At 43.9% G+C, this 25,639-nt stretch carries 21 protein-coding genes and 2 pseudogenes; 5 read left to right on the forward strand and 18 right to left on the reverse strand.

The genetic code is table 11. The features are described 5' to 3' along the window. Positions 1-30 precede the first annotated feature (30 nt). The 3 genes from H589_RS0116380 to H589_RS0116395 form a co-directional block, all read right to left on the reverse strand. On the reverse strand, positions 31-996 hold the full coding sequence (locus H589_RS0116380; protein ID WP_027723023.1) for a glycyl-radical enzyme activating protein: 966 nt from the start codon (positions 994-996) through the stop codon (positions 31-33). A 254-nt stretch (positions 997-1,250) separates the two neighbouring features. Further along, positions 1,251-3,641: a glycyl radical protein gene (locus tag H589_RS0116390; protein WP_035076505.1), complete on the reverse strand. Its 2,391-nt coding sequence runs from the start codon at positions 3,639-3,641 to the stop codon at positions 1,251-1,253. Positions 3,642-3,678: 37 nt separating this feature from the next. Further along, the gene (locus H589_RS0116395) at positions 3,679-4,083 is read right to left on the reverse strand and encodes a GlcG/HbpS family heme-binding protein (RefSeq protein ID WP_027723025.1); all 405 of its coding nucleotides are present in this window, start codon (positions 4,081-4,083) and stop codon (positions 3,679-3,681) included. Positions 4,084-4,849: 766 nt separating this feature from the next. Here H589_RS0116395 and H589_RS0116400 point away from each other — a divergent pair. Continuing rightward, positions 4,850-6,736: a PocR ligand-binding domain-containing protein gene (locus H589_RS0116400; RefSeq protein ID WP_027723026.1), complete on the forward strand. Its 1,887-nt coding sequence runs from the start codon at positions 4,850-4,852 to the stop codon at positions 6,734-6,736. Position 6,737: 1 nt separating this feature from the next. Next, positions 6,738-8,150, forward strand: a complete 1,413-nt coding sequence (locus H589_RS0116405) for a sigma-54-dependent transcriptional regulator (RefSeq protein WP_027723027.1) — start codon at positions 6,738-6,740, stop codon at positions 8,148-8,150. A gap of 107 nt (positions 8,151-8,257) precedes the next feature. Here the strand turns inward: H589_RS0116405 and allE are convergent, their stop codons facing one another. From allE to H589_RS0116440, 7 genes are all read right to left on the reverse strand, one after another. Next, complete coding sequence (gene allE, locus H589_RS0116410; RefSeq protein WP_027723028.1) at positions 8,258-9,037, reverse strand: (S)-ureidoglycine aminohydrolase; 780 nt, start codon at positions 9,035-9,037, stop codon at positions 8,258-8,260. A 109-nt stretch (positions 9,038-9,146) separates the two neighbouring features. Next, a complete protein-coding gene (gene ilvC, locus H589_RS0116415; RefSeq protein WP_027723029.1) occupies positions 9,147-10,142 on the reverse strand; it encodes a ketol-acid reductoisomerase in 996 nt (331 codons plus the stop codon). A gap of 31 nt (positions 10,143-10,173) precedes the next feature. Continuing rightward, on the reverse strand, positions 10,174-11,433 hold the full coding sequence (locus H589_RS0116420) for a Zn-dependent hydrolase (RefSeq protein WP_027723030.1): 1,260 nt from the start codon (positions 11,431-11,433) through the stop codon (positions 10,174-10,176). Between the two features lie 23 nt (positions 11,434-11,456). Then, positions 11,457-12,185 carry an amino acid ABC transporter ATP-binding protein gene (locus H589_RS0116425; RefSeq protein WP_027723031.1) on the reverse strand — a complete coding sequence of 243 codons (729 nt, stop codon included), beginning with the start codon at positions 12,183-12,185 and terminating at the stop codon, positions 11,457-11,459. Beyond that, the gene (locus tag H589_RS0116430) at positions 12,166-12,822 is read right to left on the reverse strand and encodes an amino acid ABC transporter permease (protein WP_035076510.1); all 657 of its coding nucleotides are present in this window, start codon (positions 12,820-12,822) and stop codon (positions 12,166-12,168) included. The genes H589_RS0116425 and H589_RS0116430 overlap by 20 nt, the downstream gene beginning before the upstream one ends. Continuing rightward, positions 12,819-13,487, reverse strand: coding sequence for an amino acid ABC transporter permease (locus H589_RS0116435; RefSeq protein ID WP_027723033.1), 669 nt, complete (start codon positions 13,485-13,487; stop codon positions 12,819-12,821). Before H589_RS0116435 ends, H589_RS0116430 begins: the two co-directional genes overlap by 4 nt. Positions 13,488-13,534: 47 nt before the next feature. Continuing rightward, complete coding sequence (locus H589_RS0116440) at positions 13,535-14,338, reverse strand: transporter substrate-binding domain-containing protein (protein ID WP_027723034.1); 804 nt, start codon at positions 14,336-14,338, stop codon at positions 13,535-13,537. A 313-nt stretch (positions 14,339-14,651) separates the two neighbouring features. On the opposite strand from H589_RS0116440, the gene H589_RS0116445 reads away from it, so the two are divergent. Continuing rightward, complete coding sequence (locus H589_RS0116445) at positions 14,652-15,395, forward strand: FadR/GntR family transcriptional regulator (RefSeq protein ID WP_027723035.1); 744 nt, start codon at positions 14,652-14,654, stop codon at positions 15,393-15,395. A gap of 266 nt (positions 15,396-15,661) precedes the next feature. Here the strand turns inward: H589_RS0116445 and H589_RS0116450 are convergent, their stop codons facing one another. The 8 genes from H589_RS0116450 to H589_RS0116485 all read right to left on the reverse strand — a co-directional run bounded on the left by H589_RS0116450 (position 15,662) and on the right by H589_RS0116485 (position 24,659). After that, complete coding sequence (locus H589_RS0116450) at positions 15,662-16,507, reverse strand: carbohydrate ABC transporter permease (protein ID WP_027723036.1); 846 nt, start codon at positions 16,505-16,507, stop codon at positions 15,662-15,664. Between the two features lie 4 nt (positions 16,508-16,511). Further along, positions 16,512-17,630, reverse strand: coding sequence for a carbohydrate ABC transporter permease (locus H589_RS0116455; protein WP_027723037.1), 1,119 nt, complete (start codon positions 17,628-17,630; stop codon positions 16,512-16,514). Positions 17,631-17,733: 103 nt separating this feature from the next. Next, entirely contained in the window at positions 17,734-18,996 is a 1,263-nt protein-coding gene (locus H589_RS0116460; protein ID WP_027723038.1) for an ABC transporter substrate-binding protein, read from the reverse strand. Between the two features lie 72 nt (positions 18,997-19,068). After that, on the reverse strand, positions 19,069-20,166 hold the full coding sequence (locus H589_RS0116465; protein WP_027723039.1) for an ABC transporter ATP-binding protein: 1,098 nt from the start codon (positions 20,164-20,166) through the stop codon (positions 19,069-19,071). Positions 20,167-20,188: 22 nt separating this feature from the next. Then, positions 20,189-21,244 carry an aldose epimerase family protein gene (locus H589_RS0116470; RefSeq protein ID WP_027723040.1) on the reverse strand — a complete coding sequence of 352 codons (1,056 nt, stop codon included), beginning with the start codon at positions 21,242-21,244 and terminating at the stop codon, positions 20,189-20,191. After that, positions 21,241-22,266, reverse strand: coding sequence for a LacI family DNA-binding transcriptional regulator (locus H589_RS0116475; protein WP_027723041.1), 1,026 nt, complete (start codon positions 22,264-22,266; stop codon positions 21,241-21,243). The genes H589_RS0116470 and H589_RS0116475 overlap by 4 nt, the downstream gene beginning before the upstream one ends. Position 22,267: 1 nt before the next feature. Next, complete coding sequence (locus tag H589_RS20005) at positions 22,268-23,608, reverse strand: galactokinase (RefSeq protein WP_051249792.1); 1,341 nt, start codon at positions 23,606-23,608, stop codon at positions 22,268-22,270. 4 nt (positions 23,609-23,612) lie between these two features. After that, positions 23,613-24,659 carry a UDP-glucose--hexose-1-phosphate uridylyltransferase gene (locus H589_RS0116485; RefSeq protein WP_027723042.1) on the reverse strand — a complete coding sequence of 349 codons (1,047 nt, stop codon included), beginning with the start codon at positions 24,657-24,659 and terminating at the stop codon, positions 23,613-23,615. A gap of 343 nt (positions 24,660-25,002) precedes the next feature. On the opposite strand from H589_RS0116485, the pseudogene H589_RS20705 reads away from it, so the two are divergent. Further along, positions 25,003-25,107 (forward strand): annotated as a pseudogene (locus tag H589_RS20705) (bifunctional 5,10-methylene-tetrahydrofolate dehydrogenase/5,10-methylene-tetrahydrofolate cyclohydrolase); the annotation flags it as partial. Between the two features lie 242 nt (positions 25,108-25,349). Next, a pseudogene (locus H589_RS20010) lies at positions 25,350-25,639 on the forward strand (hypothetical protein); the annotation flags it as partial.

Consider the following 25,639-nt stretch of genomic DNA (forward strand, 5'->3'; position numbering starts at 1 on the left):
TAATTCTGCATAGCAGAAGGAGCAAGTTGATTATCCCCCGACCGAGACCTCAGGACAATAAGGTAAAACCAGATCTTTCAGAGCCAAAACATGTCCACGATCAGGTGGATTCACACCATGCAGAGTATATTCTCTGTCAAGTTGTTCCCATTTCGGTTCACCTAAACGGTGATACGGCAGGATATCAAGTCCTTCAACCGCATTGCCTAAAGACGCTACAAATTTGGCTGTAGCAGTGATGTTTTCATCTGAATCATTACATCCCGGGATCAGTGGAATCCTGATACGCAGGGTTTTACCCATTTCAGCTGCCATTTTTATATTGCTCAAAATCAGCTCATTAGGAGAACCTGTAAGCTCTTCGTGCTTTTTAGAATCCATGTGCTTGATGTCGGTCAGTACAAGATCGGTATGTTCTAGAACTTCGGCAAATGTTTCTTTCTTACAAAGACAACAGCTTTCTATTGCTGTATGCAGCCCATTCTTATGAGCTTTTTTCAAAGCAGCGATAAGAAAGCTGGATTGCAGGGTCGGTTCGCCTCCTGAAAAAGTTACGCCTCCATTAGAGGTATGGTAGAATGCCCTATCTCTCTCTACCTCATCAATAACTTCATTAACGGTCATATAGCGACCAACAATGGTCATAGAGCCAGCGTAACATTTTTCAATGCACTCGCCACAATACGTACATTTGTCGCGATCGATCTCGACTTTGAAATCTTCTTTAATTGCAATCGCCTGTTCTGGACAGAGAGTTGCGCACTTTACACAGCTTATGCAGTGGTGGGGAATGCGCATAATTTCAGGCTTGGTGCTCATTGATTCAGGATTCTGACACCATTTACAGCGTAGTGGACAGCCTTTAAGGAAAACTAGAGTGCGGATGCCGCCGCCATCGTGGACCGCAAAACGCTGAATATCAAATACCAGTCCGGTGAGCGGATCCTTGTCCTTATCATCTAAACTGAACTTATGCTGACGTTCCTTCCATCTCATCTTTATAACTCACTTATTTGTTCTATGCAGTGCTCATATGGCAAAACTGGTTTGGCTGAAAATGTATTTAATCCTGCGTAAAAGCTCTAACTTCCGTCTACTGAATACTTACTTCGAAGAATGCGCAGCATATGAAAAGTTAATGAGAGGCTGGAGAATTTTTTCAAAATGATTCTCTGGTTGTTTGAAGACCGTAACCTCTTTAGTAAAAAGGCCTCCGGCTAAATGCCGAAGGCCTCAATCATATGCAAGTCTTAGAATTTTTGTTCAGTACGGGCAAGGATATCGTCCTGCAGGGATTTGTCGAGCGCTGTGAAGAATGCGCTGTATCCTGCAACACGGACAACCAACCCTTTGTACTTGTCAGGGTTGGCCTGAGCATCCAGAAGGGTATCACGGCTGATGACATTATACTGCACGTGGAATCCGCCATTCTGGAAGTATGCTTCAGTAACTGCTTTAAGGTTTTCCAATCCTTTTTCGCCTTCAATGGCGGATGGGTGGAATTTCTGGTTAAGCAGAGTTCCATTGGATGCAATTTCGTGATCCAGTTTAGCAACTGAAAGTACTGATGCAGTTGGACCGCATGAATCGTAACCGGATATTGGGGAAACGCCGTCTGCCAGAGGTGTCCATGCTTTTCTTCCGTCAGGAGTTGCTGTGACAACTGAACCTAAAGGAACGTTAGCAGAAGCAGGATACAGGCCCGGCTGGAATTTACCGCCGCGGGGGTTGGTGTACTTGTTAACTTCGTTGCAATAAATGAGCGCTGCTTCTTTAGCAATATCGTCAGCATAATCATCATCATTACCGTACTTAGGTGCGCGGTTTACCAGCATCTGGCGAAGATCTTCCTGACCTTCGAAGTCATTGGCAAGTGCCTCCTGAAGCTGCTCAAGAGTCAGTGACTTCTCATCAAAGACTATTTTTTTGATTGCGGTAAGAGAGTCACCTGCGTTTGCAACTCCAACACCCTGAGGACCTGTGAAGTTGTAGTGCGCTCCACCTTCCTGCAAGGACAGACCATCGGAAATACAATCGTCAACAAGAGATGAAAGGAATGGAAGTGGACAATGTTTACCGTGAGTCATGTCTACTGCGTTATCTGCGGCAGCCATAAGTTTTACGAAATAAGCAGTCTGCTGAGTGTATGAATCCATGACATCTTCAAAGGTTTTGAAGGTCTTCATACTTCCGCTCTTAGGGCCGAGCTGTTTTCCTGTGCGCAGGTCTACACCGTCATTAAGGCAGAGCTCAATAATTTTTGCCATGTTGTAGAATGCTGCATCATGCCAGCCTTCGGTTTTACCGCCAACCTGAGGTTCAACACAACCGATTATACCGTAGTCACGAGCATCTTCGCGTTCTAGGCCGCGAGCAAGCAGGGCAGGAACGATTACACGGTCATTATAGTATGCAGGATATCCCATTCCCATACGGCTGAGTTCAGCAGCTTTTTTATAAAGAGGATCGGGTGTTCCTTCATGGATACGGATTGAGAGTGAAGGAGCATAAAGTTTGGTGTTGGCGCTGGCTTGCAGAACCATATATGACATAGTGTTGGTTGCATCTGAACCATCACGTTTCTGACCGCCAACGATCAGGTTCATGAACATCGGATATCCTGCAAAAGCCATGGATGAATTTTCGTCACGAACTTTGTTGAGTTCAGAGAATTTGATCCAGAGCATATCCAGCATTTCCTGAGCTGCTTCGACTGAGATGGAGTCTTTCTGCAGGAATGGATTTATGTATTGGTCAAAGCGCATTGGGGAGATGGAGTGACCATTTGATTCAATCTGAATAACCAGATGGATGAGCCAGAAAGACTGCAGTGCTTCCTGAAATGTTTCTGCCGGCTGTGCAGGAACTTTGCGGCATATACGTGCAATTTCATTGAGTTCTGCTTTGCGGGTGGAATCTTCACACGCGACAGCAAGTTTTTCGGCCAGTTCTGCAAAACGCTCTGCAAAGGCGATAACTGATTTGTTCGCCATAATTACTGATTTTAGGAAATGCATTTTGTTGAGCTGGGAAGCATCAGAAAAGTCTATTTCAGAAAGTTTTTCTTCAGCATGAGCAATAACAGCATTTAAGCCCTGATTGAGGACTTTGCTGTAGTCAGCTGAGATGTGACCGACACCATTAAAGAAGTAGTTACCAACGGTATATACGACTTCGTTGTGTGCTTCGAGTGATTCAGGAGGCATCATTGCACTGGCAATTTCGTTTACTGTTTTTCCATCCCAGTAGGAGAAAGCAGTGCGGAGTTTTTCTTTAACATCTTCAGAGATAAGGAAAACATCAGAAGTTCTTTTTTCCAGACGATCAAGTTCTTCTTCCACCCATTTGCAGGAAAATTCAGGGAAAATAGGAGCGGATCGAGGCATAGAGCACTGGTTACCGACAATTAGCTCATCATCTTGAATGAAAATCGACATGTTTGAAAGAATTTTTTCCAGAGCTTTGGCACGGCGTATGGGCATAGGCAGCCCTTCAGTTTCTTTATATGAATCAGTGATCAGCACGGCACGCTCAGCGCAGACTGCCGGAGTCGTTTCCAGAAAACGTTCAAGAGTTTTTTCAACACGTTTTGAGGCACTAACTGTTTTGGGGATTTCTACACTAGGTTTGTTCTTGGTCATTGTTCCATTCCTTTTTTTGAAAGTTTATTTAAAGAACTTATTGGTTGTAAGCAGCAAGACCGGCTTCCGCACAAGCTATGTCCTGCTCAACACTGCCGCCACTGACTCCTATGCCGCCGATGACAGTTCCATTTTCTTCAATGGGAAGACCTCCACCGAAAATGACAACCCGTCCATTATGTGCAGTATGAATACCATAAAGAGGTCCGCCCGGCTGTGATACAGTGCCCAGTGTTTCTGTAGACATTTTTACAGCTACGGCAGTGTATGCTTTGTTCCAGGCCAGATCTATACTGACCAGCAGGGCGTCGTCCTGTCGCAACTGAGCTACAAGGTTGGCTCCCTGATCAACCACAGCAATGACCATGGGAACTCCAATTTCGTTTGCTTTCTTCTCCGCTGCAGCAATCATCTGCTGCGCTATCTTTGCTGTTACTGGCATAAAACTTCCTTTTATTTACCGATGGCTGATTGCTGGAAAGTTGACTGACAGCACTACTTTGAGTGTCCACATTATCGCTGTCAGTACTTCTCACGTTCAGTCAAAACCATCAGCCCGCAATTATAAATGAAAAATTCATCCTGAGATCGACCATCATATTTTGAAAAGTACATAATGAATATTGTCTGCTGAAAGTGTCCATAACCACCACGTCCTTAAAGCAAGTAATTCATATATGTGATCTTTTCCTACTGCAGTACTGTCGTAGCGCGCATACTTTGTTACTGCTTTGAGAGCATTAAGAGAAAAGTATGCCATGAATGACTATGTAAAGTATTGCAGATGCTTACTGGATTTTATAGCTATTGGTGTTTAAATCGAATAGAATATGACTGTCAGCAATAGTTGACATTTCTAATATTGTAGTCTGCAAGTTTACTGAATAAAGACTTTAATAACGGTCATTTCGCAAGTGATGTTAATTTGGTTGACATAATCTTTACAGAGGTTGTCATCTCTAAAGTGACACTCTATTTAATACTGGACTTTTCGGGGCCGTTATTAACTGCTGGAGATTTGCGTAATTTGTATCAGTCTGTAATAACATTGAAAAAGATTATTGAGAGTTTCATGATATCCTTTTTTTCATAAGAATGGTGATGCTGAAAGTGGCATTGATCATGCTTAAAGATAGGAATAGGTACGTGTGTTTATCTGTATTTAGTGCGAACATAAATTTGATTAGAATGGATGTATAAGAAGCAATATGGATTTAAGAAAAAAAATTTCAAATAAAGCGGATGTCTGTCCGGAAAATGTAATTGAAGAGATAAATACTTTACGAGGGCGAGTTGCAGAACTGGAAGCATCACGGACGCCTTGCGGCGGTTTTGGTAGGGACTGTAATTTTTCCGCAGGTTCTTCTGAATCTTCTCATTTGGAAAGAGGACATCGGTTTGAAGATTATTTCGATGTGGATGCTATTCAGCAAATACAGGATGCATTTTCCGAAGCAACTAAAGTGTCTTCTATCATCACCGATCTTGACGGAAGGCCGATAACCAGGCCCAGCCGTTTTTGCAAACTCTGCAATGATGTGATTCGTAAAACTCCAAAGGGGCTTAAGAACTGCATGCGGTCTGACGCTTCTTTCAGTACCAAGAGTCCCCTGGAACCAATTATGCGTCCTTGCCTCAGCGGTGGGCTGTGGGACGGGGGGACCAGTTTTTATGTAGGCGATCGTCATATTGCTAACTGGATTATAGGTCAGGTTCGCTGTCCACCCATTAATGATGAGCGGATTAAATCATATGCCCGTGAAATAGGTGCAGATGAGGATGAATTTATGGATGCACTCAAAGAAGTTCCGGTTATGTCCCGTGAACAGTTTTTGAGTGTCTGTAATGTCCTTTGTCTCATTGCAAATCAGATTTCTATTTTAGCCAGAAAGAATTTTCTGCAAGCTCAGGCTATAGCCAGAAGAAAGATAGCCGAATTGGCTTTAAGAGAAAGTGAGGAAAGATTTAGGCAACTCTCGCAGGCTACATTTGAAGCTATTTTTATTCATCATGAAGGTAAAATTCTGGAGACAAACAAAGCCGGTCAGTTGATGTTCGGTTATTCCTATGAAGAGTTTAACTGTCTTAATATCGATGATCTGGCTGATCCTGATTATCGTGAAGATGTAAAAACTTATACTTCTAAGAATATGATGGCTCGTTTTTATGCCTGTTTCCGTTGCAGAGATGGCAGAATGCTTATGTGTGAAATTCAGCAGCGTGATATTATTTTTCAGGGCGAGAAGGTCGGGGTGTGCGCAATTCGTGACATTACCGAGCGAGTGGAATCAGAACGGCAGGCAAAAGAAAAAGAACAGCAGCTGATTCAGGCTGATAAAATGGTTTCACTCGGAGTGCTGGTTTCCGGTATGGCTCACGAGATTAACAATCCAAACAGTTTCATGACACTGAATCTTCCTCTGGTGGAAGAAATCTGGAGTGATATCAGTCCCATTTTAGATGACTACTACCACGAGAATGGAGAATTTTTAGCCGGGGGGCTTGAATATTCTGAGCTTAGGTCTTTCATGCCGGATCTGCTTTCCAGAATGCAGGAGGGTGTCAGTCGTATCAGTGGAATTGTTAATAGTCTTAAAGATTATTCCCGTTTACAGCCGGGAGAGTTGATGTGGGAAGTTGAAGTTACTGATGTAATTGAAAATTCATTACGACTTTTGGAAAATCTGATAAGTCATAAAACAAGCAAGTTTGAGTTGAAACTTGCCGAGACATTGCCGACAGTCCTTGGTAATTCACAGCGTCTGTCACAGGTACTGATTAATTTATTGGTTAATTCCTGTGAAGCTCTGACTGATCGAAATCAGAAAATAATTCTTTCTTCAGAGTATATTGAGTCTGAAAAGAAAATTGAAATAATTGTCCGTGATGAAGGTGTTGGCATTGCAGAAGAACATCTTAAAAAGATAATGGATCCTTTTTTTACAACTAAGCGGGAATGCGGCGGAACCGGACTCGGATTGTCCGTGTCCTCAACAATTGTTCAGGAACATGGTGGATATCTGAAATTTTCAGCCAATCCAGGCGGGGGAACCATCGCCATATTTTCAATTCCTGTAGCTGAAAGTGAGGCTTGAAATGGAAAGGACTAAAGGTCTTACACCAAGATATCCACTGTTACTGGTTGATGATGAGGATTCTTGGCTTTACAGTTTTAAAGCAACTTTACGCTCACAGGGGATCGATAATGTAGTGCTTTTGAATGACGGCACAAAGGTTATGGAGACTCTTGCAGAGCGGAAGTTCTGTGCTGTGGCGGTCGATTTGATAATGCCGGGAATAACCGGTGAAGAGCTGATACCTAAGATTGTGGAAGAACATCCGGAGCTGCCAGTACTGGTTATTTCAGGTCTTAATGAAATAAAAGCCGTGGTAAATTGTATCCGCAAAGGAGCCTTTGATTTTATTGTAAAAACAGAAGAACGTAATACTCTTATTTCAGGTGTGCGGCATGCTATTGAAATTTTTGAGTTGCGTCATGAAAACACATCATTGCAGCAAAGTTTTTTCATGAATGGTCCTGATAGACCTGGATTGTTCTCTGAAATCATTACCGCTCACAAAGATATGCTGGCTATTTTTAAATATATCGAGGCCATAGCAGAAACAGCACGTCCTGTACTCATTACCGGAGAGTCAGGAGTGGGGAAAGAATTAGTGGCGCGGGCAGTACATAATGCCAGTGGTCGTAAGGGAGATTTTGTTGCTGTCAATATAGCCGGACTGGATGATAATATTCTCTCAGATACATTATTCGGTCATAAGAAAGGCGCGTTTACCGGTGCTACACAAGCAAGAGTCGGCCTTGTTGAAAAAGCTAAGAATGGAACTCTTTTTCTTGATGAGATCGGAGACCTCAGTCCTACGTCGCAGACTAAACTTTTACGCCTTTTGCAGGAACACGAATTTATGCCATTGGGGTCTGATATGGCTAAGCGCTCAAGTGCACGAATTATTACTGCAACTCATCAGTCTATTGCAGTAATGCAGGAACAGGGGAAGTTTCGTAAAGACCTTTTTTTCAGGCTGAGAGGTCACATGCTTCAGATACCTCCTCTTCGTGAACGCACTGAGGATTTACCTCTTTTGATTTCCCATTTTGTAGATGAAGTGCAGACTGAAGCAGGCATGGATTTAAATGTAAATATTCATGATATTGCTAATTTTTTGAATAATTATTCCTTTCCGGGAAATATCAGGGAATTGCAGAATCTGGTCCATGATGGAGCCAGCATCTGCGGTCATGGTGACTTGACTCCTAAGCATTTTAAGAAACTGCTCTCAGCCCCCGGAGATTTTTTTCCAAGTGGAACTATCGCCGCTTCCGGAGAGAGTATTTCTTTCGGAGCCAGATTGCCCACCTTGCAGGAGGCCCGGGCTAAACTGATTGATGAAGCTCTGCGGCGTACTAATGGCAACCAGTCATCGGCTGCTCAGTTGGTAGGAGTCACCAGACAGGCGGTAAGTAAATATCTGAAAAAGAATAACTGACAGTTTGCGGTATTCAGATAAGTTTTAATTGGACGATCAATGCAGAAAGGTCTTTGGTACGAACTACCAAAGACCTTCTTTTTTTTTGAAATCTTTACTGATGATTGCTACAGATGTTCATCTCTGTGGCAGTCTTTGGAATAAATGTATTCCATGCGGCCTAAGCCTGTTCCATAGCATGCCTGTTTACAAAATGGAGCAAACCAGATGAAGTCTTCAGCTTCAACAGGAATCCATTCGTTGTCGAGCAGGTATAAACCTTGGCCTTCATAGATATAAGCACCGTGTTCCTGCACATGAGTTTCCACGAATGGGTGGCATCCACCGGGAAGAAAGGCCAGCGTATGGAAATTCATATCAAAGGCTTCATGAACCGGAAGCAGGTCCCGCACAAACACATTGTCCATGCCATCATAAAAGCTTTCTTCAATCTCTTTTATGCTGCCCTTAACAATCCATGGTTTTTCCATTTTCGGGTCCGGATGTGGAATAAATTTCTGCTTGTAAAGAAGGATGCGAACCTCTCCTTCACCGCTTGAGATGAACTCAATTCCCTTTCCGGGAGGTGCGTAAATGTATCCGCCATGGGAAAGCTTTTCTTTCTGTCCGTCTACAGTGACTGTGAGTGAACCTTCACCGTCTATGACAAAGAGAAGTGATTCAATATTTTCTTCTTTCGCATAAGGAATTGTTGTTTTTCCACCATTACCCACTGTGCCGACCATCTGCACAAAACCTGCTCCAAGTTTAGGAGAGGCCAGAATAGTCATTTGGCAGTCTTCAATGCCTGGAATAACATTGTTAACTCTGCCTTCAGGGGTGATCACTGCATATTTGTGAGGTTCAATAACAGAACGGTTCTTTAGAAAACCATCTGGATAAGGCATTATTTTTCTCCTGAAAAATATTATAAAAATTAAATATAGCCGGTCCCGCAGTACATAGAGGAAAATGTTTTTCTGCGAGACCAACCATTAAATATAGGGAAGCGGTTAGCTATTTCCCAAATTTTTCACGCCAGATTTTGCCTGTCTGTTCCATGTCTGATTCAGCCCATGTACGTCTGATTCTGTTCAGGGTCGGCATGCCAAGGGAAAATTCCTGAAGCCAGTTTTTGGCAAATGTTCCGCTTTCTGTCTCTTCGAATATTTTTTCCATCTCTTCTTCGTTGATAACTCTAGGACCACTGTGACGTACAGCAAATTCACATGTTCGACTGGCACGACTGGTAAGATAAGATTCGATACCCACCTCATCTATATCATCAATGATGGAACGGATGGAGCGGATTGCCTTAGCGTATGCAAAAGAACGTGGGTATCCGTTTTTGACCATAATATTATACATGGTACGCATGAGATGTATTGTTCCGCCGTATAGAACCTGTTCTTCGTAATTGTCACCTTCGGTCTCGTGCTGAAAAGTCATGGCAACAGCTCCAACTCTGGTGGAACCGACTGCCTTGGCAATGGCCAGAGCGGTTTCCTGTGCATGACCTGAGACATCCTGATCAACGCTTACGCAGCCCCATATTCCGGAACCGTCTTTGTATTTCTGACGGGTTACCGGGCCCGGTCCATTGGGAACAAAGAGTACAACATCGATATCTTTGGGAGGACGAATGGTCCCGTAGAGAATAGCAAAACCGTGCGCAAAACTTAAGGTCTGCCCCGGACGCAGGTTGGCGTGGATGGATTCATAGTAAACAGGAGGCTGCGCCGGATCCTGAAGCAGAATGTGAACGATATCCGCTTTCTCAACGGCTTTTTCAATAGAAAAAACTTCAAACCCGTCCGCTTCGGCCTTGTCCCAGCTGGAATGACGGGTGCGGTCTCCGGCTCCAACGATAACTTTTACACCGCTTTCACGCATATTCATGCTTTGTGCTCTGCCCTGACTTCCGTACCCGATAACAGCTACAGTTTTTCCGTCAAGAACTGACATGTCTACATCTTCATCGCGATAGATCTTTTCAAATTCAATGTTGCTCATATTAAATCCTTATTTAGTTTTTGTGGGAAATTTATTCGCCTAAAGTGTAGGCTGTTCCTGCCGGATCATTGGCTGTTTTGTATACGCAGTTAAGAAGTACATCTGCTCCTGCAGCGCAGTCCGCCCAAGAGGTCTCTTCTACTTCGGCGTGGCTCCGGCCTCCGATGCTGGGAACGAAAATCATGGCACTTGGAGATAACTGGTTAATGTAGACTGTGTCATGAGAGGCTCCGGAAACCATATCATGTGCAGGAAGATTCAGTTCTTTTGCAGTCTCATGAATCATGGAGACCAGTTCCGGCGAGAAAGGAGCCCGTCTGACTTTCCATACACAGCGGATATTAACGCTCATACCCAATTTTTTGCTGATGGAATTTATGGCTTCTTCAATATCCGTACAGACTTGATCTGTCAGCGGTTCATCCCATCCTCTGATATCAATAGTGAACTTCACATGACCGGGAATAACGTTGCGTGAGTTCGGAGTTGCGTGAACTTCTCCCACAGACGCCACAACATTTCCTGCCGCCAGACCCAGCTCGAATATCCTCTGGTTCATGCAGGAAAAAGCATAAAGAGCGTCTTTACGGTCATTCATGGGGGTGGGGCCGACATGATTTGGTACGCCCTGAATTTCAACATCATACCAGCGCAGGCAGACAATCCCTTTGGGAACACCGATAGGTTTGCCTACATTTTCCAGAACAGGACCCTGCTCAATGTGGCATTCAAAGTTTGCATGCAGAGGCTGCGGGTTGAAATCTTTTTTGCCCATATAGTTTATGCGCTTTAGTTCTTCACCGAAAGTACATCCGTTGCGATCAGTCAGAGCATACATTTCTTCCATGTCCAGTTCACCGGCAAAGACACCGGACCCCGTGGTACCGGGAGTGAACCTGCTTCCTTCTTCGTTAGTCCAGTTAACGACAATGAAATCCCGTTCAAGCTGAACTCCTGCATCATTTAATGCACAAACAGTTTCCAGTCCGGTAATAATACCTAGAATTCCATCAAATCTTCCTCCTTGAGGCTGAGAATCGCAATGAGAACCGGTCATGACCGGAGGAAGAGAGCGGTCTTTTCCCGGACGGATAAAAAACATGTTTCCCATCCTGTCAATTTCCATCTCACAGCCTGCTTCTTTGAACCATTTGGCAAGCTGGTCACGGGCTCCCTTATCTTCATCGCTGAGGGCAAGGCGACTGACCCCATTATTTTCTGTTGCCCCGAAAACAGCAATCTCTGTTAAGAATTTTTTAAGTCTTTCAGGGTTAGTGTGAAGTTTTTCCATTTTATGTTCTACCTGCTGGGTGTTTAGTGAATGGAACTGATAAATGAGGTCAGTTCAGGTGTTGATGGATTTGCGAAAAGCTCTTTAGGATTGCCCATTTCATGGACTTTTCCTTCATGCATGAAGATAAGTTTACTTCCTACTTCACGGGCAAAGCGCATTTCATGCGTAACCATGACAAGGGTCATGCCATCTGCGGCAAGGCTTTGGACAACTTCAAGAACTTCGCCGACCAGTTCCGGATCAAGAGCAGAGGTTATTTCATCACAAAGCAGTACTTTGGGTTCCATAGCCAGCGAACGGGCAATTGCTACCCTTTGCTGCTGTCCACCAGATAACTGGTCCGGGTAGGATTCAAATTTATCAGCAAGGCCTACTTTGGAGAGCATTTTTACAGCAAGATCCTTAACTTCTTTTTTGGGAACGCCTTTTACCTGCTGCGGTGCCAACATGACATTTTCTCCGGCAGTTAAATGCGGGAACAGATTGAACTGCTGGAACACCATGCCGACATTCAGACGTAAGGGGCGCAGATCAGGTTCAAGTCCGGTGACTCTTGTTCCTTCTATAGCCATGAATCCTGAATCAAAACTTTCAAGGCCGTTCAATATGCGGAGGAGAGTAGATTTACCTGAGCCGCTTCGTCCGATAATGGCAACGACTTCTCCTTTTTCAACATTAAAATCTACACCTTTGAGAACTTCAAGTTCACCAAAACTTTTACAGATATCTTTAACGAGAACCAGCGACATGGAACCTCCTTTCTACTCGCCGGGCAAAAGCCGACAGTGGAAAACATATTATAAAATAACCAAGAGCAACTAACGAGTAGACCAGCAGAGGTTTGAAAGTTGCGTTAGAGATCATGGACCCTGTTTTGGTTATTTCCATAAACCCGATAATTGATGTGACAGCCGTCCCCTTAACGACCTGAACTGAAAAGCCAACAGTGGGGGGGATGGCAATGCGCATTGCCTGCGGAAGAATTACAAAGCGCATTTGCTGCCAGCGACTGAGAGCCAGGCATTCACCTGCTTCCCATTGTCCTGTAGAGATGGACTCAACACAGCCTCGCCATATCTCAGCTAAATACGCACTGGTGAAAAAGGTAAGTCCAAGTGTTGCAGTCAGTAGTGGAGATATATCGACTCCCAGCAGTGCGACACCGAAGAAAATCAGAAAAAGCTGCATAAGCAACGGGGTGTCCTGAAAAAATTCAATGTACAGTTTTGCGAATGTTGGCAGAGCCGGGCGGGATGAAATTCTGGCAAACAGTATCAGCAGTCCGACTATTCCTCCCAGTACAAATGCAATGGATGACAGCATTATTGTCCATCCTGCTCCAATAAGGAGATGATGGATAATATCCCAGAGAGTGAATTCAATCATGAAGCCCTCCCTACGATGACATAGCGGCCGAAAAGAGTGAGTGCTTTGCGGACAATTATTGCGAGTACAAGATACATAAGAGTACTGAAAGCATAGATTTCAAAAGCCCTGAAAGTACGGGACTGGATGAGGTTTGCAACATAGGTAAGTTCCTGTGTTGCCACCTGTGAGCAGACAGCTGAGCCGAGCATAACGATTATTATCTGGCTGCAAAGGGCCGGCCAGACATTTTTAAGTGCCGGTCGTAAAATAACATGCCTGAATGTCTGTCGTTTGTTCAATGCCAGTGATTCTGCTGCTTCGATAAGTCCATTTGGGATGGACATTACTCCCGCGCGGATGATTTCAGTTGAGTAAGCTCCGAGGTTTAGAGCCATTGCCAGAAAAGATGCTTCCCCTCCGCTCAGTTTAATTCCCATTTTCGGCAATCCGAAAAAAATAAAGTATAATTGGACCAGAAATGGAGTGTTTCTGATGCACTCTACATAAATTGCATAAATGGGGCTTAGGATAGGAAGTTTCCATGCTCTTGAAACAGCTCCTAAAATACCTGTTGCTATACCGACCGTGGAGCCTAGAGCTGTTAGGAGTAATGTCATTGCCGCCCCTTGGGCAAAAAGCTCCCAGTTGTCTATAATGGGGTCTATTGAAAATACGTATGCCATGGTTCAGCCCTTATGGGGCGGACGGGGTACGTCCGCCCTTAAAATTACTACAGAGTCGCGGGGAGTGGGTTATGGAGCCATTTTTCAGAAATAGCTTCAAGAGATCCGTCTTTTTTGGCAGCGGCAATAATTTCGTTAATTTTTGCCATCAATTTAGGCTGCTCTTTGGCAAGGCCTACATAACATGGAGAGTCTTTAACCATGAATTTTGTAGCCAGCATTTTGTTTGGTTTTTTTTCATTGATGGAAGCAGCAACAACGTTTCCTGTTGCTACGAGGTCAACCTGACCTGAGAGGTATGCGGCAATTGTTGAGCTGTTATCTTCAAAGCGTTTGATTGAAGTAGATGAGGGGGCAATTTTAGTCAGTTCAAGATCTTCAATAGAACCGCGTGTTACAGCAATGCTCTTGCCTGCAAGATCAGCGGCTTTTGATACCTTAGATTCTGCAGGACCGAACACTCCGTTGAAGAATGGAGCGTATGCATCAGCAAAATCTATTACTGCAGCTCTTTTGGGATTCTTACCGAGAGAAGAAATTACAAGGTCAACCTTTCCAGTAGTCAGGTAAGGAATTCTGTTTGTGCTGGTTACAGGGACCAGCTTTACTTTTACACCCAGTTTGCTTGCAATGAGTGTAGCCATGTCGATGTCATAACCTACCGGGTTCATGTCCGGTCCGACTGATCCAAAAGGGGGGAAGTCCTGAGGCACAGCGACCTTGAGAGTTCCGCTTGTTTTGATCTTAGTCAGAACGTCTGTATCTGCTCCGGCTATGGTAGTCATGAACAGTGTGCTCATTATCAGAGCTGTTGCGATAATCCGTAATGTACAATTCAGAGTTTTTTTCATGGTTTCTCCAGTTGATTGGGTTGCAAGTTTACAGCTTAGTGGCAGTCCGGTCATACCGGTAAGTTTTTAGGTGGTATAAATTGCGTTTATTGTCAACTCTAATCTAAAAAATAAATTTAAATAATTTAAAAATGACAAAATTGATAAATGTCGTACAAAAATGTCATTTAAAAAAGATATGACAGTTTTTTATGCTTACTAGCAAAGTTGATTTTAGGGGTAAATAAATGTACTGGTAAGACCAGTTAGAAAGTGATTCTACCCTTTTTGATGTTATTGATCTGCAGCTATAATTGTTTTTTAAGGATTATTTATGAATTCAAGTGCCTTGTTTACTTATCAAAAAAATACTGGTGGCCGTATGTCCCGTACAGATGAAGCGGTCGAGGCCATTACCTCCATGATTATGGATAATGGCTGGGGCGGAGGGTATAAACTGCCATCACAGAGATCATTGGCTGAGACGCTTGAGTTCAGCCGCCCAACAGTGCGCGAGGCGCTTGTGGCAATGGAGACTTTGGGCAGCGTGGTGATTCAGCCCGGAAAGGGGGTTTTCGTTTCAGGAGGACACAGTGCCACTCCTGTTGTTAAACCTCCTTCTTTGGAGCGTATGGTAGAGCGGTCAGGGCTTTCCGGCCATGGTTCACAAATGTACCAATTTAGGTATGCAATTGAACCAGCAATTGCCAGTCTTGTTGCGCTTAATGCAACTGAAGCTCAGATTGCGGATATGACTGTTGTCGTTGAAGCAATGGTTAGAGCAATTGAGAAAGAGGACTTTGTTGGATTTTTTAAACTTGACTTCACCTTTCATTCTCAAATGATAGAAGCTGCAAATAATAGGTTTTTTATAGAAGCTATGGCTCCATTTCTAGGTTTGTTTTTTGAGAGTCAGAAAATACCGCAAACTGAAGATAGCGGTGTGAAAGAAACGGTTGATGAACATGAAATGATAATGAAGTGTATAGCCGAACGTAAATCTGTTGAAGCCCGTAAAGCAATGGAAGAACATGTTCGTGGAGTAGCCAGGAGAGCTGGAGTCAGATTGCTGGTTTAATAGTCTTGATTTACTTTTTTGTGAGTATTCTTATTTTATCTTCCAAATATGGTTTTATAGAAAATTTTACGGAATGTGCAATTTTTAATCGAGTCGGCTGTTTTTGCTCAATTTGCGGTAATATTCAATGCTGGTATAATTTTGCATTCTCATGGTAATGAAAATAGGGTTCATCCTAAAAATTTAGAATGAACTCTTTTTGTCTTTTTCGGTAGAAAGTTCCAAAAATTAATTTTAAAAATTGAATCCACCCCAAATCATAATTCTTACTCCTTAACAGAGCCTGCCAGAAGACCTCGGATGAAGTATCGTCCAAGGAAAATATAAATTGCCAGTACCGGCGCTGCGGCCATGATTGATCCTGCCATAGGCAGATTCCAGCTTACAGCCTGTCCTCCGGCCAGTTGGGCCAGCCCCACTGTAATGGGATTGTCGGCATGGCGGGTTAAACATATTCCCCATAAAAATTCGTTCCATATCTGAGTGACCTGCCACAGGCTGGTAACTACAAATCCCGGTATGGAGAGAGGAAAAACAATGCGGGTATAAATGGAAAAGAATCCCGCCCCGTCAAGTCTTGCCGATTCAACCAGCGCCGTAGGGATCTGGGCATAGAAGTTACGGAAAATGAGCGAAGTGATCGGCAGTCCGTATACAACGTGAGCCAGTATAAGACCGGGCAGACCTCCATATAGATTCATAGCTCTAAGAGTCTGGAAAAGAGGGATCAGGATGACTTGATAGGGAATGAACATTCCAAAGAGAAAGAGAGTAAAAATTAGTTCACTGCCTTTAAATTTCCATTTTGAAAAAACATATCCGTTTAATGATCCAAGAATCGTTGACAGGACAGTCGCACAGACAGTCAGAATAACGGAACTGACAATATTAGGTTTCAAAAGTCTAAGTGCTTCTGGAAAGCTGGACCAGTGAAACTTAGCAGGCAACTCCCAAGCTGTTGAGAGATTAATTTCTGCCGGTGGTTTAAGAGCTGTAATTATTGCCATATATGCTGGCATGAGGAAGAAAAGAGCCATCAAAAAGAGGAGGCCATAGAGAAGAACTGATCGGGGTGTTATTATTCCCGCTTTAGTTGAGTTCGTAGTGTTCATATTATTAACCTCTAGCCCTTTGTCTGTACTGGCTGACCACGTAAGGGACAATGAACAAGGCTGCAACCATGAACAAAACTATGGCTATAGCCGCACCTCTGGCAAAGTCGTTGGCCCTGAAAGTTGTCATGTACATGCTTAAAGCCGGATGTCCGGTCTGAGCATTGTCCGGCCCTGTCATGGCAAAGATAATATCAAACATTTTTAATGAAATATGAGAAAGAATGATCACAGCACTGATGGTGATAGGTTTAAGCATGGGAATAGCTATGTGGCGGTAATAAGCCGTTTCACTTGCTCCGTCCAGCATGGCCGCATCACGAAGGTCCTGCGAGATGCCATTAAATCCGGCAAGGTATAGAGCCATAGTGTAACCTGAGTACTGCCATACTGTGGCAATGATGATTCCAAGTGTTGCAAGGTTGAAACCATGGGTTTCTTCCATGAACAGAGCCTGCGGCAGAAGACTGCCGCCCAGCCATGCGCAAAGTCCTATTATTACTCCCGGACCAAGCCAGCGTTTAACTGCCCGATCCGGATTGCTTTTAAGAATCCATAGACCGATGAGAATCAGTGCAAAGGCGGCAATATATAGAAATATTTGCAGCAGGTTCTGCCAGTTGAATTCCAGCACTGCCCTGGTGCTGGAGGTCCACTTAAAATCAAGGGCCGGCAGCCCTATGTATGTGGGAAGGATATTAACTCCTCCCTGAGGGGCCAGCAGCCAGCGCCAGATTGTACCTGATACTATAAAGGACAGAGACATGGGATACAGAAAAATGGTGCGCAGCAGGTCTTCACCTTTTGGTTTCTGGTCCAACAGTATAGCGATAAACATGCCAAGGCTTATGGCTCCGGCCAGCAGCATAATTGAGTAATATACGGCGTTGACCAGATCCTGTCTGAATCCACTGGATAAAAAACCGGTGAAAAGATCGATATAGTTTTCCAGACCGACAAATTGCATCTCAGGATTAAGAGCAAGCGCTCCGTCGCCGCCCCAGTTGGTCATGGAAATCCAGATGGTGTTGCCTATAAAACCGTAGACAAAAATCCCGATTAAAATGATGGAAGGCAGAAGCGTTAAAAATGCTTGCAGTCTGTCCCGTGAAGCTTCCCTCATATCCCGCTACCTTATCTTTATCGGGGCCGCACTGAAAATTCAGCACGGCTCCCTTTGTCTTAAGCTGATTGTAGAAAAGCGGTTAAGCTTTTACAGACAATTTTTATTTACCGATTTTAGCTTTGTCAGCAAGCTGCTGGCAGGCTTTGGAAACAGCTTTAGCATTATGGGTTTTAAGGAACATTTCCATGACCTGTGCAAAACCGCCCATGAATGTTTCATTCGCTGCTACGCCGTGAGCAAGAGAACCAACAACGATGTCTTTACCGAAGTCAGCAGCTGCGGACTGAAGATAGACATTGTATTTACTGAGATCAGAGTCCTTGCGTGCGGAGATCGAACCCTTGAGGGGGTTGAAAGTATCACTGCCTTCTTTAGAGCCTAGGACTTTAAGCCATGCAATAGCGTTGTCACGGTTCGGTGCTCCTTTGGGCAGGCCGAATGAGTCTGCAAGGAACATGAATTCACCAGTGGTATCAGGAGATGCCGACCAGTCGAAGTCTTTACCCGGAACCATCTTTTTGGTTGTGGACATATAGCCTGCTGCCCAGTCACCCATGATGTTAAAAGCTGCTTTACCGTCAATCACCATGTCAGTAGCCTGCTGCCATGACAGAGAAGAGGCGTCGGAGTTGGTGTATTTAAGAACTTTGCCGAAAAGCTCCCATGCTTTTACAACATCAGGGCTGTCGAATCTCAGTTTACCTGACCAGAGAGCGTTCCATTTGTCAGAACCTAACGATGCCAGAGCAACTGATTCCCAGAGGTGGTTTGCTGTCCAGTTTTGAGCCAGTGCCAGAGGAACTATGCCTTCTTTCTGAAGCTTGGGAGCAATTTTAAGAAATTCAGCCCATGTTTTAGGAGCTTCAACTCCCCATTTTTTAAGATTTGCAGGAATGTACCACATAACGTTGGAGCGGTGTACATTTACAGGAACTGACCAGATTCCATCGTCTGTACCGATGAGTTTAATCAGTCCTTCAGGAAAAACATCCATCCAGCCCTGTTCTTTGAATAGAAAAGTAAGGTCTTCCATACGGTCTGCTTTAACCCATGTACCGATGAGTTCCTGACCTGAATGAACCTGAAAACTGTCCGGAGGTTCGTTGCCGAGCATGCGAGTTTTAAGAACAGCTTTTGCGTTAACACCGGAACCACCGCTGACGGTTGCGTCGATAACGTTAACTTTGGGGTTCTGCGCTTTATACTGTTTGATCAAAGCCTGCAGAGCCGGACCTTCATCGCCTGCCCACCAGGAAAAAATTTCAAGATCGCCGCTAAGCTCTTTGGCCTGTGAGACCTGCGGAACTGCCAGCAGTAAGACTGCGGCAAAAACCAAGCATAACTTTGCCAAGGACATTTTCATGTTTCCTCCTAAAGTGTTAAACAATCTACTCACACTCACACCGTTTATAACTGTCGCTTGTTAGATTTAACTCTAATAAAGCGCCTCTTGCGTTTGCGGGTCAAAAAGGACCATGCGGTCAAATTCAAATCCAATAGGAACGGTTTCACCTGGATGGGCAATAATTCGTCCTTCAACTTCAGCAATAAGTTCGTTTTCTCCGTCAATGACGATCTCAAGCAGGGAGTGGGCTCCTAAAATTTCAGAAACAACAACTTCACCATGACACCACCAGTCTTTAGGAAGGCGTTCTATGTTCTGTCCCATTTTGATAGAGTCAGGTCTGAGTCCTGCAAGTACTGGAGATCCGTCAACAATGCTTTTTGCCACTCCATCCTGAATAGGGAATCTTGTTTTACCGATAACCACATAGCGTTTGCCGTCAATTACTTTGCATACGCCTTCCAGAATGTTCATGGGGGGATTTCCGATAAATTTAGCAACAAAAACATTATTAGGCTTTTCAAAGACTTCAACCGGACTGCCTACCTGCTGAATATATCCATCTTTAAGGATGACGATGCGGTCAGCAAGGGTCATGGCTTCGATCTGGTCGTGGGTGACATAGATGGTTGTAGTTCTAAGTCGCAAATGCATTTTTCTGAGTTCCATGCGCATTTGCGTTCTGAGCTGAGCATCAAGATTTGAAAGAGGTTCATCAAAGAGGAATACATCAGGGTTGCGGACCATGGCTCTGCCCATGGCAACACGCTGACGCTGACCACCGGAAAGTTCAGCCGGTTTGCGGTGAAGATATGGTTCAAGCTCGAGTATTCTGGCAGCTTCATTAACTCTGGATTCAATTTCCTCTTTGCTTCTTTTATGCATCTTGAGTGAGAAACCCATGTTTTCGCCAACAGTCATATGTGGATACAGGGCATAGTTCTGGAAAACCATGGCTACGTTACGATCTTTGGGTGAAACATTGTTAACCACCCGATCTCCGATATGAATTTCACCACCACTGAGATTTTCTAGCCCCGCCACCATACGCAGCAGGGTGGATTTGCCGCATCCTGAAGGGCCGACAAGAACAATAAATTCGTTTTCATTTACAGAAAGATCAACTCCGTGGATGACTTCAACTGAGCCATACCGCTTAATGACATTTTTAAGTTCTACGTTTGCCATGTTTCTCCTGCCTCTATCTGTTTTAGTCCCGTTTACTGAATTTCCGGAACCTGTACTCTGTTATATGCTCGTATATATTACCGGGATGTAAAATAATGGATGGGAATTCAGGCCTGTTCAGGGCGTCTGGATGTGTCTGCGGCTCAAGACAGAAACCTGAGCGAGGTCCGTAAATACATCCCTGTTTTCCAACCGTATTTTTAGAAAGATAGTCTCCGGAATACAATTGTATCCCGCACTGAGTAGTCGCAATTTCCATTTCCAGTCCGGAAGAATGACTTCTGGCTAACGCGCCCAGCGATAGCTTATCTTTTCCAGAATTTAATGGATAAAAGCAGTCATGTTTAACAGGATGCCCTGAAGTGTTTGTCGTTGAACAATTCAAAGGAGAAAATTCAGAAAAATCCGCATTTGTTCCGGCAACAGGAATAAATTCACCGTTCGGGATGAGATTTTCATCAAAATAAAGTATGTGGTCGGAAAAAATTTTCAGTTCATGATTACCGGCATCTTTTCCGTCTCCGTCCAGATTGAAATAAGGATGAGCGGTCATGTTCACCGGTGTTGGCTTGTCTGTCTCTGCTTTATATGAAATGCGCAGTCCATTTTCGATTAAAGTGTAAGTTACGTATACTTTCAGATTCCCCGGGTAGCCACCTTCTGAATCCGGACTTTCATAGCTGAGTTTAATAGTCTGATTGCTTGATGCCGTTGTAGTAGATTCTGTCCATATGCGGCTGTTGAAGCCTTTCTCTCCACCATGCAGGTGATTGTCTCTTTCATTTCTGTCGAGGAAATATTGTTTACCTAGTAGGTTAAAGGTTGCACCGGATATACGGCTTGAGGTTCTGCCTATAGTTGAGCCAATATAGTTTTTATCCTGCAGGTAACCGGTAAGTTGATCAAACCCGAGAACTACATCAAGTTTGCGGCCTTCTGACATCGGTACTTTAAGCTTTGTCAGGGTCGCTCCATATGTTGCAACACAGGCTTCAAAACCTCCCTCGTTGCTGATGGTGTGCAGGTGTACATCCACTCCTTGTTCTGTTGTACCCCAGCATTTTTTATTGTGACTCATTTCGTATCCTCCGGTTTACTTGAGCCACGTATTAGTAAGTCTGTTTCCAGAGTGATTGTTTTCGGGGTAAAATGATCTTTATCTTCCAGCTCCTTAAGAAGCAGTGAAGCTGCTTTACGGCCCATCTCCAGTGCCGGTTGCGCGATAGTGGTCAAGGCCGGTTCAATTAGAGATGCTTCGGGTGACCCAGAAAAACCGGCAAGGGCAACGTCTTTCGGGATGCGGACTCCTTCTTCACGAAAACGGGAGAATGCCCCTACGGCAACAGGATCATTTATTGCCAGAATGGCGTCAGGAAGGCTGGACATCTCGAGATAAGACTCTGCCCCTAAGCGTCCATCCTCTTCTCTACATCCTGCTATGTTTACATGCAGTTCCGGGTAATATGGCAGTCCGTGATTTTTCAGGGCTTGTAAATATCCATTGAAGCGCAGGCGGTTCAAAGCAATTCCTTCACGTCCGGCAAGAAAGCCGATCCGTTTGTACCCGCTGTCAACAAGATGTGAAACGATGCGATAAGCAGAGCGGAAGTCATCGATAATTACTTTGCTGGTATTCAGGTCATTTGCTATCCTGTCAAATTGAACAATTGGAACACCTTGTTTAATAACACTTTTTAAGTGATCGCAATGAGTTGTTTCCAGAGAGATAGCAATCAGGATTCCGGCAACACGATTAGCTGCAAGGGCCTTGGTATTTATAATTTCACGGCTCAGGGTTTCGTTGGACTGGCAGACCATGATAATATAGCCAGCATCATAGGCTACTTCCTCAATACCGCTGATAACTGTGGCAAAAAAATTATGGCGAATTTCCGGTACGATAACCCCGATTGTGTTGCTGCTTTTTTTCTTTAGACTCTGCGCAATGGGATTAGGCTGATAACCATATTTTTCAGCGGTTTTAATGACTAACTGTTTTGTTTTTATGCTAATATCTGGGTGGTTGTGCAAAGCCCTGGATACTGTTGAAGCTGATATACCCAATTTGCGGGCAAGGTCTTTCAGGGTTATCTGTGTCATATTATTTCTCTGCTGCCTTTGCTTCAGAAATAGTCAGGAAATCATGCCCCGGCTGCCGAATAGAAAGTTCAATTACTGAACCCGAGCCGAAAAGTTTTTCCATTGTCAGGCAGTATTTATCAAAACAGGAGTCTTGAACATAAACTTGTATGGTTCCGGCAAATCCTCCGCCATGAACCCGTCCGACTCCTTTTGATCCGAGAAGAAGACCGGTCAGATGAAGAGCCATCGGAATAGGTTGTTCAGATGGATCTGTTGTGCTGTAGCAGTTTTGTAGCAGTTGGCAGGATGAACGCCCTGATTCAGAGACAAGGTTTAGAAATTCATTCATTTTTCCAGCACTGAGTTTTTCAGCCTGCCTAACTGCTCGTTCATCTTCTCCTATGAAATGGAGTAACCTGAGAGCCGCTCTGTCTCCGGCTTCTTTTCGGAGCATTCCCATATTTTCCAGCACATCAGACAGCTTTAAATCACGGGCTTCATTGCGTCCGAAACACTTTGCCGCCATATGCATTTCCTGACGAATTGCCGCATATTCAGGCGTCAGGTCAGCGTGACTGCCTCCTGTATCAACTACACAGAGACGGTATCCAGTACCATAGAATCCGCTATCATCAGCGTTGCCGAAACTGGAGTTTACACGAGTGACCTCAGGGGTTTCCGGTTCATAGAAATCAATGCTCAAAATTCCTTCAAATGAGGAAGCCATCTGATCCATGAAACCGCATGGTTTAGCAAAGTGAATGTTTTCAGCTCTTCGTGCAACTCGGGCAATAGTCAGAGGGTCAATTTGGGATTCATTAAATAAAGCACTGAATATTCGGCCTACCAATACTTCAAAAGCTGCTGAGGAGCTGAGACCTGAACCTGCAGGAATAGTGCTTGAAATACAGGCATTGAAGCCGGATACTTTCAATCCGGCTTCACGTAAACCGTCTGCAACTCCGCGAACAATGGCTTCGCTGGTTCCTTCTTCAGCAGTGCGGGGAGAAGTATCGGAAAGGTCCACAACTATGGGATTCTTATAATTTTCAGAAAGAATAGTTACTGTTTGCTCATTCTCGCAGGCTGATGCTGAAAAAACAGCCAGACAGTCAAGATTAATCGCAGCAGCAAGAACTCTTCCATTATTATGGTCTGTATGATTTCCGCCAAGTTCTGTTCTTCCCGGTGCGCTTGCGATTCCCACCTTTTCAGGGTTGAACGAGTCTTTCATCCAGTCCAGAAGCTTACTGATTCTTGCACGGGACTCATCGAATCTGGATCGTGAATGCATAGCAATAAGATCAGTATCAAAGCCACCTGCAGCAAGATAATTATGATGATCTTTAATAGAAAACATACTCCTAGACCCTATCTTGAAAATGAGTTTTTGGTACATTCCGCAGGCGTCTGGCACTGTTCTCGGCTGTCATATCACGTTGCGGCATAGCCATCATTTCATAACCTACCATGAATTTACGTACACTGGCTGATCTTAGAAGTGGTGGATAGTAGTGGATATGCCAATGCCAGTGTTCATAATTTTCGTGTGTTGAAGGGCGCTGATGCAAGCCCATGGAATAGGGGAACGAGGTTTCAAAAAGATTATCAAAACATATACCCATTCGCACCAGTGCTTCTGCAAGATCATCTTTTTGTTTTTCGTTCATGTCGGTTATTGCGCCCATGTGGACTTTTGGCAGCAGCATAGTTTCAAAAGGCCATACAGCCCAGAAAGGAACCAGTGCAACAAACGAATCATTTTCAAAAATTACTCGCTGACCTGACTCAAGTTCTCGCTCAGTATAGCGGCAGAGAAGACATGTACCTTTTTCTTTGAGGTAGTCCTGCTGATTGAGATTTTCTTTAGCCGGGATCATCGGAACTGAACGGGTAGCCCAGATCTGCCCATGGGGATGTGGATTGGAACATCCCATGATGTCGCCCCTATTCTCAAAAATCTGGATGTAGCCGATATCGTTTCTAGCACTGAGTTCTGTGAATTGATCACACCATATATCAACTACCTTACGTACCGCTTTCGGTTTCATGCGGGACAGAGTTAGATCATGGCGTGGAGAAAAACATATAACGCGGCAGGTTCCGCTTTCAGGTTCAACCCGAAAAAGGTCGTCGCTGTCACATGATTTCTTAACAGATGTATCAAGTAGGGATGGGAAGTCGTTGTCAAAAACGAAAACGTCGGTATACTTTGGATTGATCAGACCTTGATTGCGGGTGTTGCCGGGACATAAATAACAGTCGGGATCATGTTCCGGCAGTGTATGAATCAGCACCTTTTCCTGTCGACCCTGCCATGGACGTTTTGTCCGGTGAGGAGAAACCAGTACCCATTCACCTGTCAGAGGATTGAAACGCTTATGAGGTAGATCCTGAAGCTTGTTATTCATAGTCATCTGTCTTGGTCTGTTAATATATCTTCGTAGTAAAAGTAGTCCTCAGTTTAATGCAAATATGTTTTGCAAACGAAACCGCAAACGTTTTCGGTAATATTATTCAAATAATAAACCCTGTCAATATCTCGCAATAAAAAACATTGTTAAGTCGTTTTTTTTGAGCTTTTTATGAGAAATTTATGAAACGTTATTAAGCGCATATCCAAAAAATCCCCTCCTTCGAACAAACGAAAGAGGTAACTTCTCATTACAACTAATATTTTCTTAAATTTCTTCTTAAAACTAAAACTTATGCATCAATAGCCTGCGTTGATTAGAGCTGGTCGATCCCGGCAAAGATGTTGCCAGCGCAATGACTCCAGTTCCCGGTGGAGTTGGGCCGATGACTATTGCACTGTTACTTATTAATACTGTTCAGGCTTTTCGGGAGCATGTTGCTTAGGTTCGTTTGAACTTTCTTAGAATATTGGATTTGCCCCCTCTCTTGTTGATTCAAGGGAGGGGGATTTTTTTATCTGAATGCAGCATATAATTGTCGTAACAACCTTCTTAATGATAATTAGTGACACTATGTTTGACTGATTTGTGTTCTAGTAGTAGAGGGGGGAGTGTGTAGTTACTGTAGGTGTAATAGCGTCTTCATTGTAATATACAAATAAAATCATGTTTTGCGGAGATATATAAATGAAATCTGTTTTTAAATTTTTATTCTGTATTTTCGCTATGTTTTTAATACTTTCAAATTATTCCTTCTCAGAGGCAGCTTTGAAGAAAGAAAAATGGGTAGTTACTTTAGGTGGAGATATACCAGCTTGCCCTGCGATAGGCAGCGACGGCACAATTTATATAGGGGCATCTTATACGAAGTCATTACACGCAATAAACCCAGACGGCAGTACAAAATGGAGTTTTCTAACAGGTGGTTTTGTACAATCTTCCCCTGCGATAGGCAGCGACGGCACAATTTATGTGGG

This window comes from Maridesulfovibrio zosterae DSM 11974, assembly GCF_000425265.1.
Lineage (GTDB): Bacteria > Desulfobacterota > Desulfovibrionia > Desulfovibrionales > Desulfovibrionaceae > Maridesulfovibrio > Maridesulfovibrio zosterae.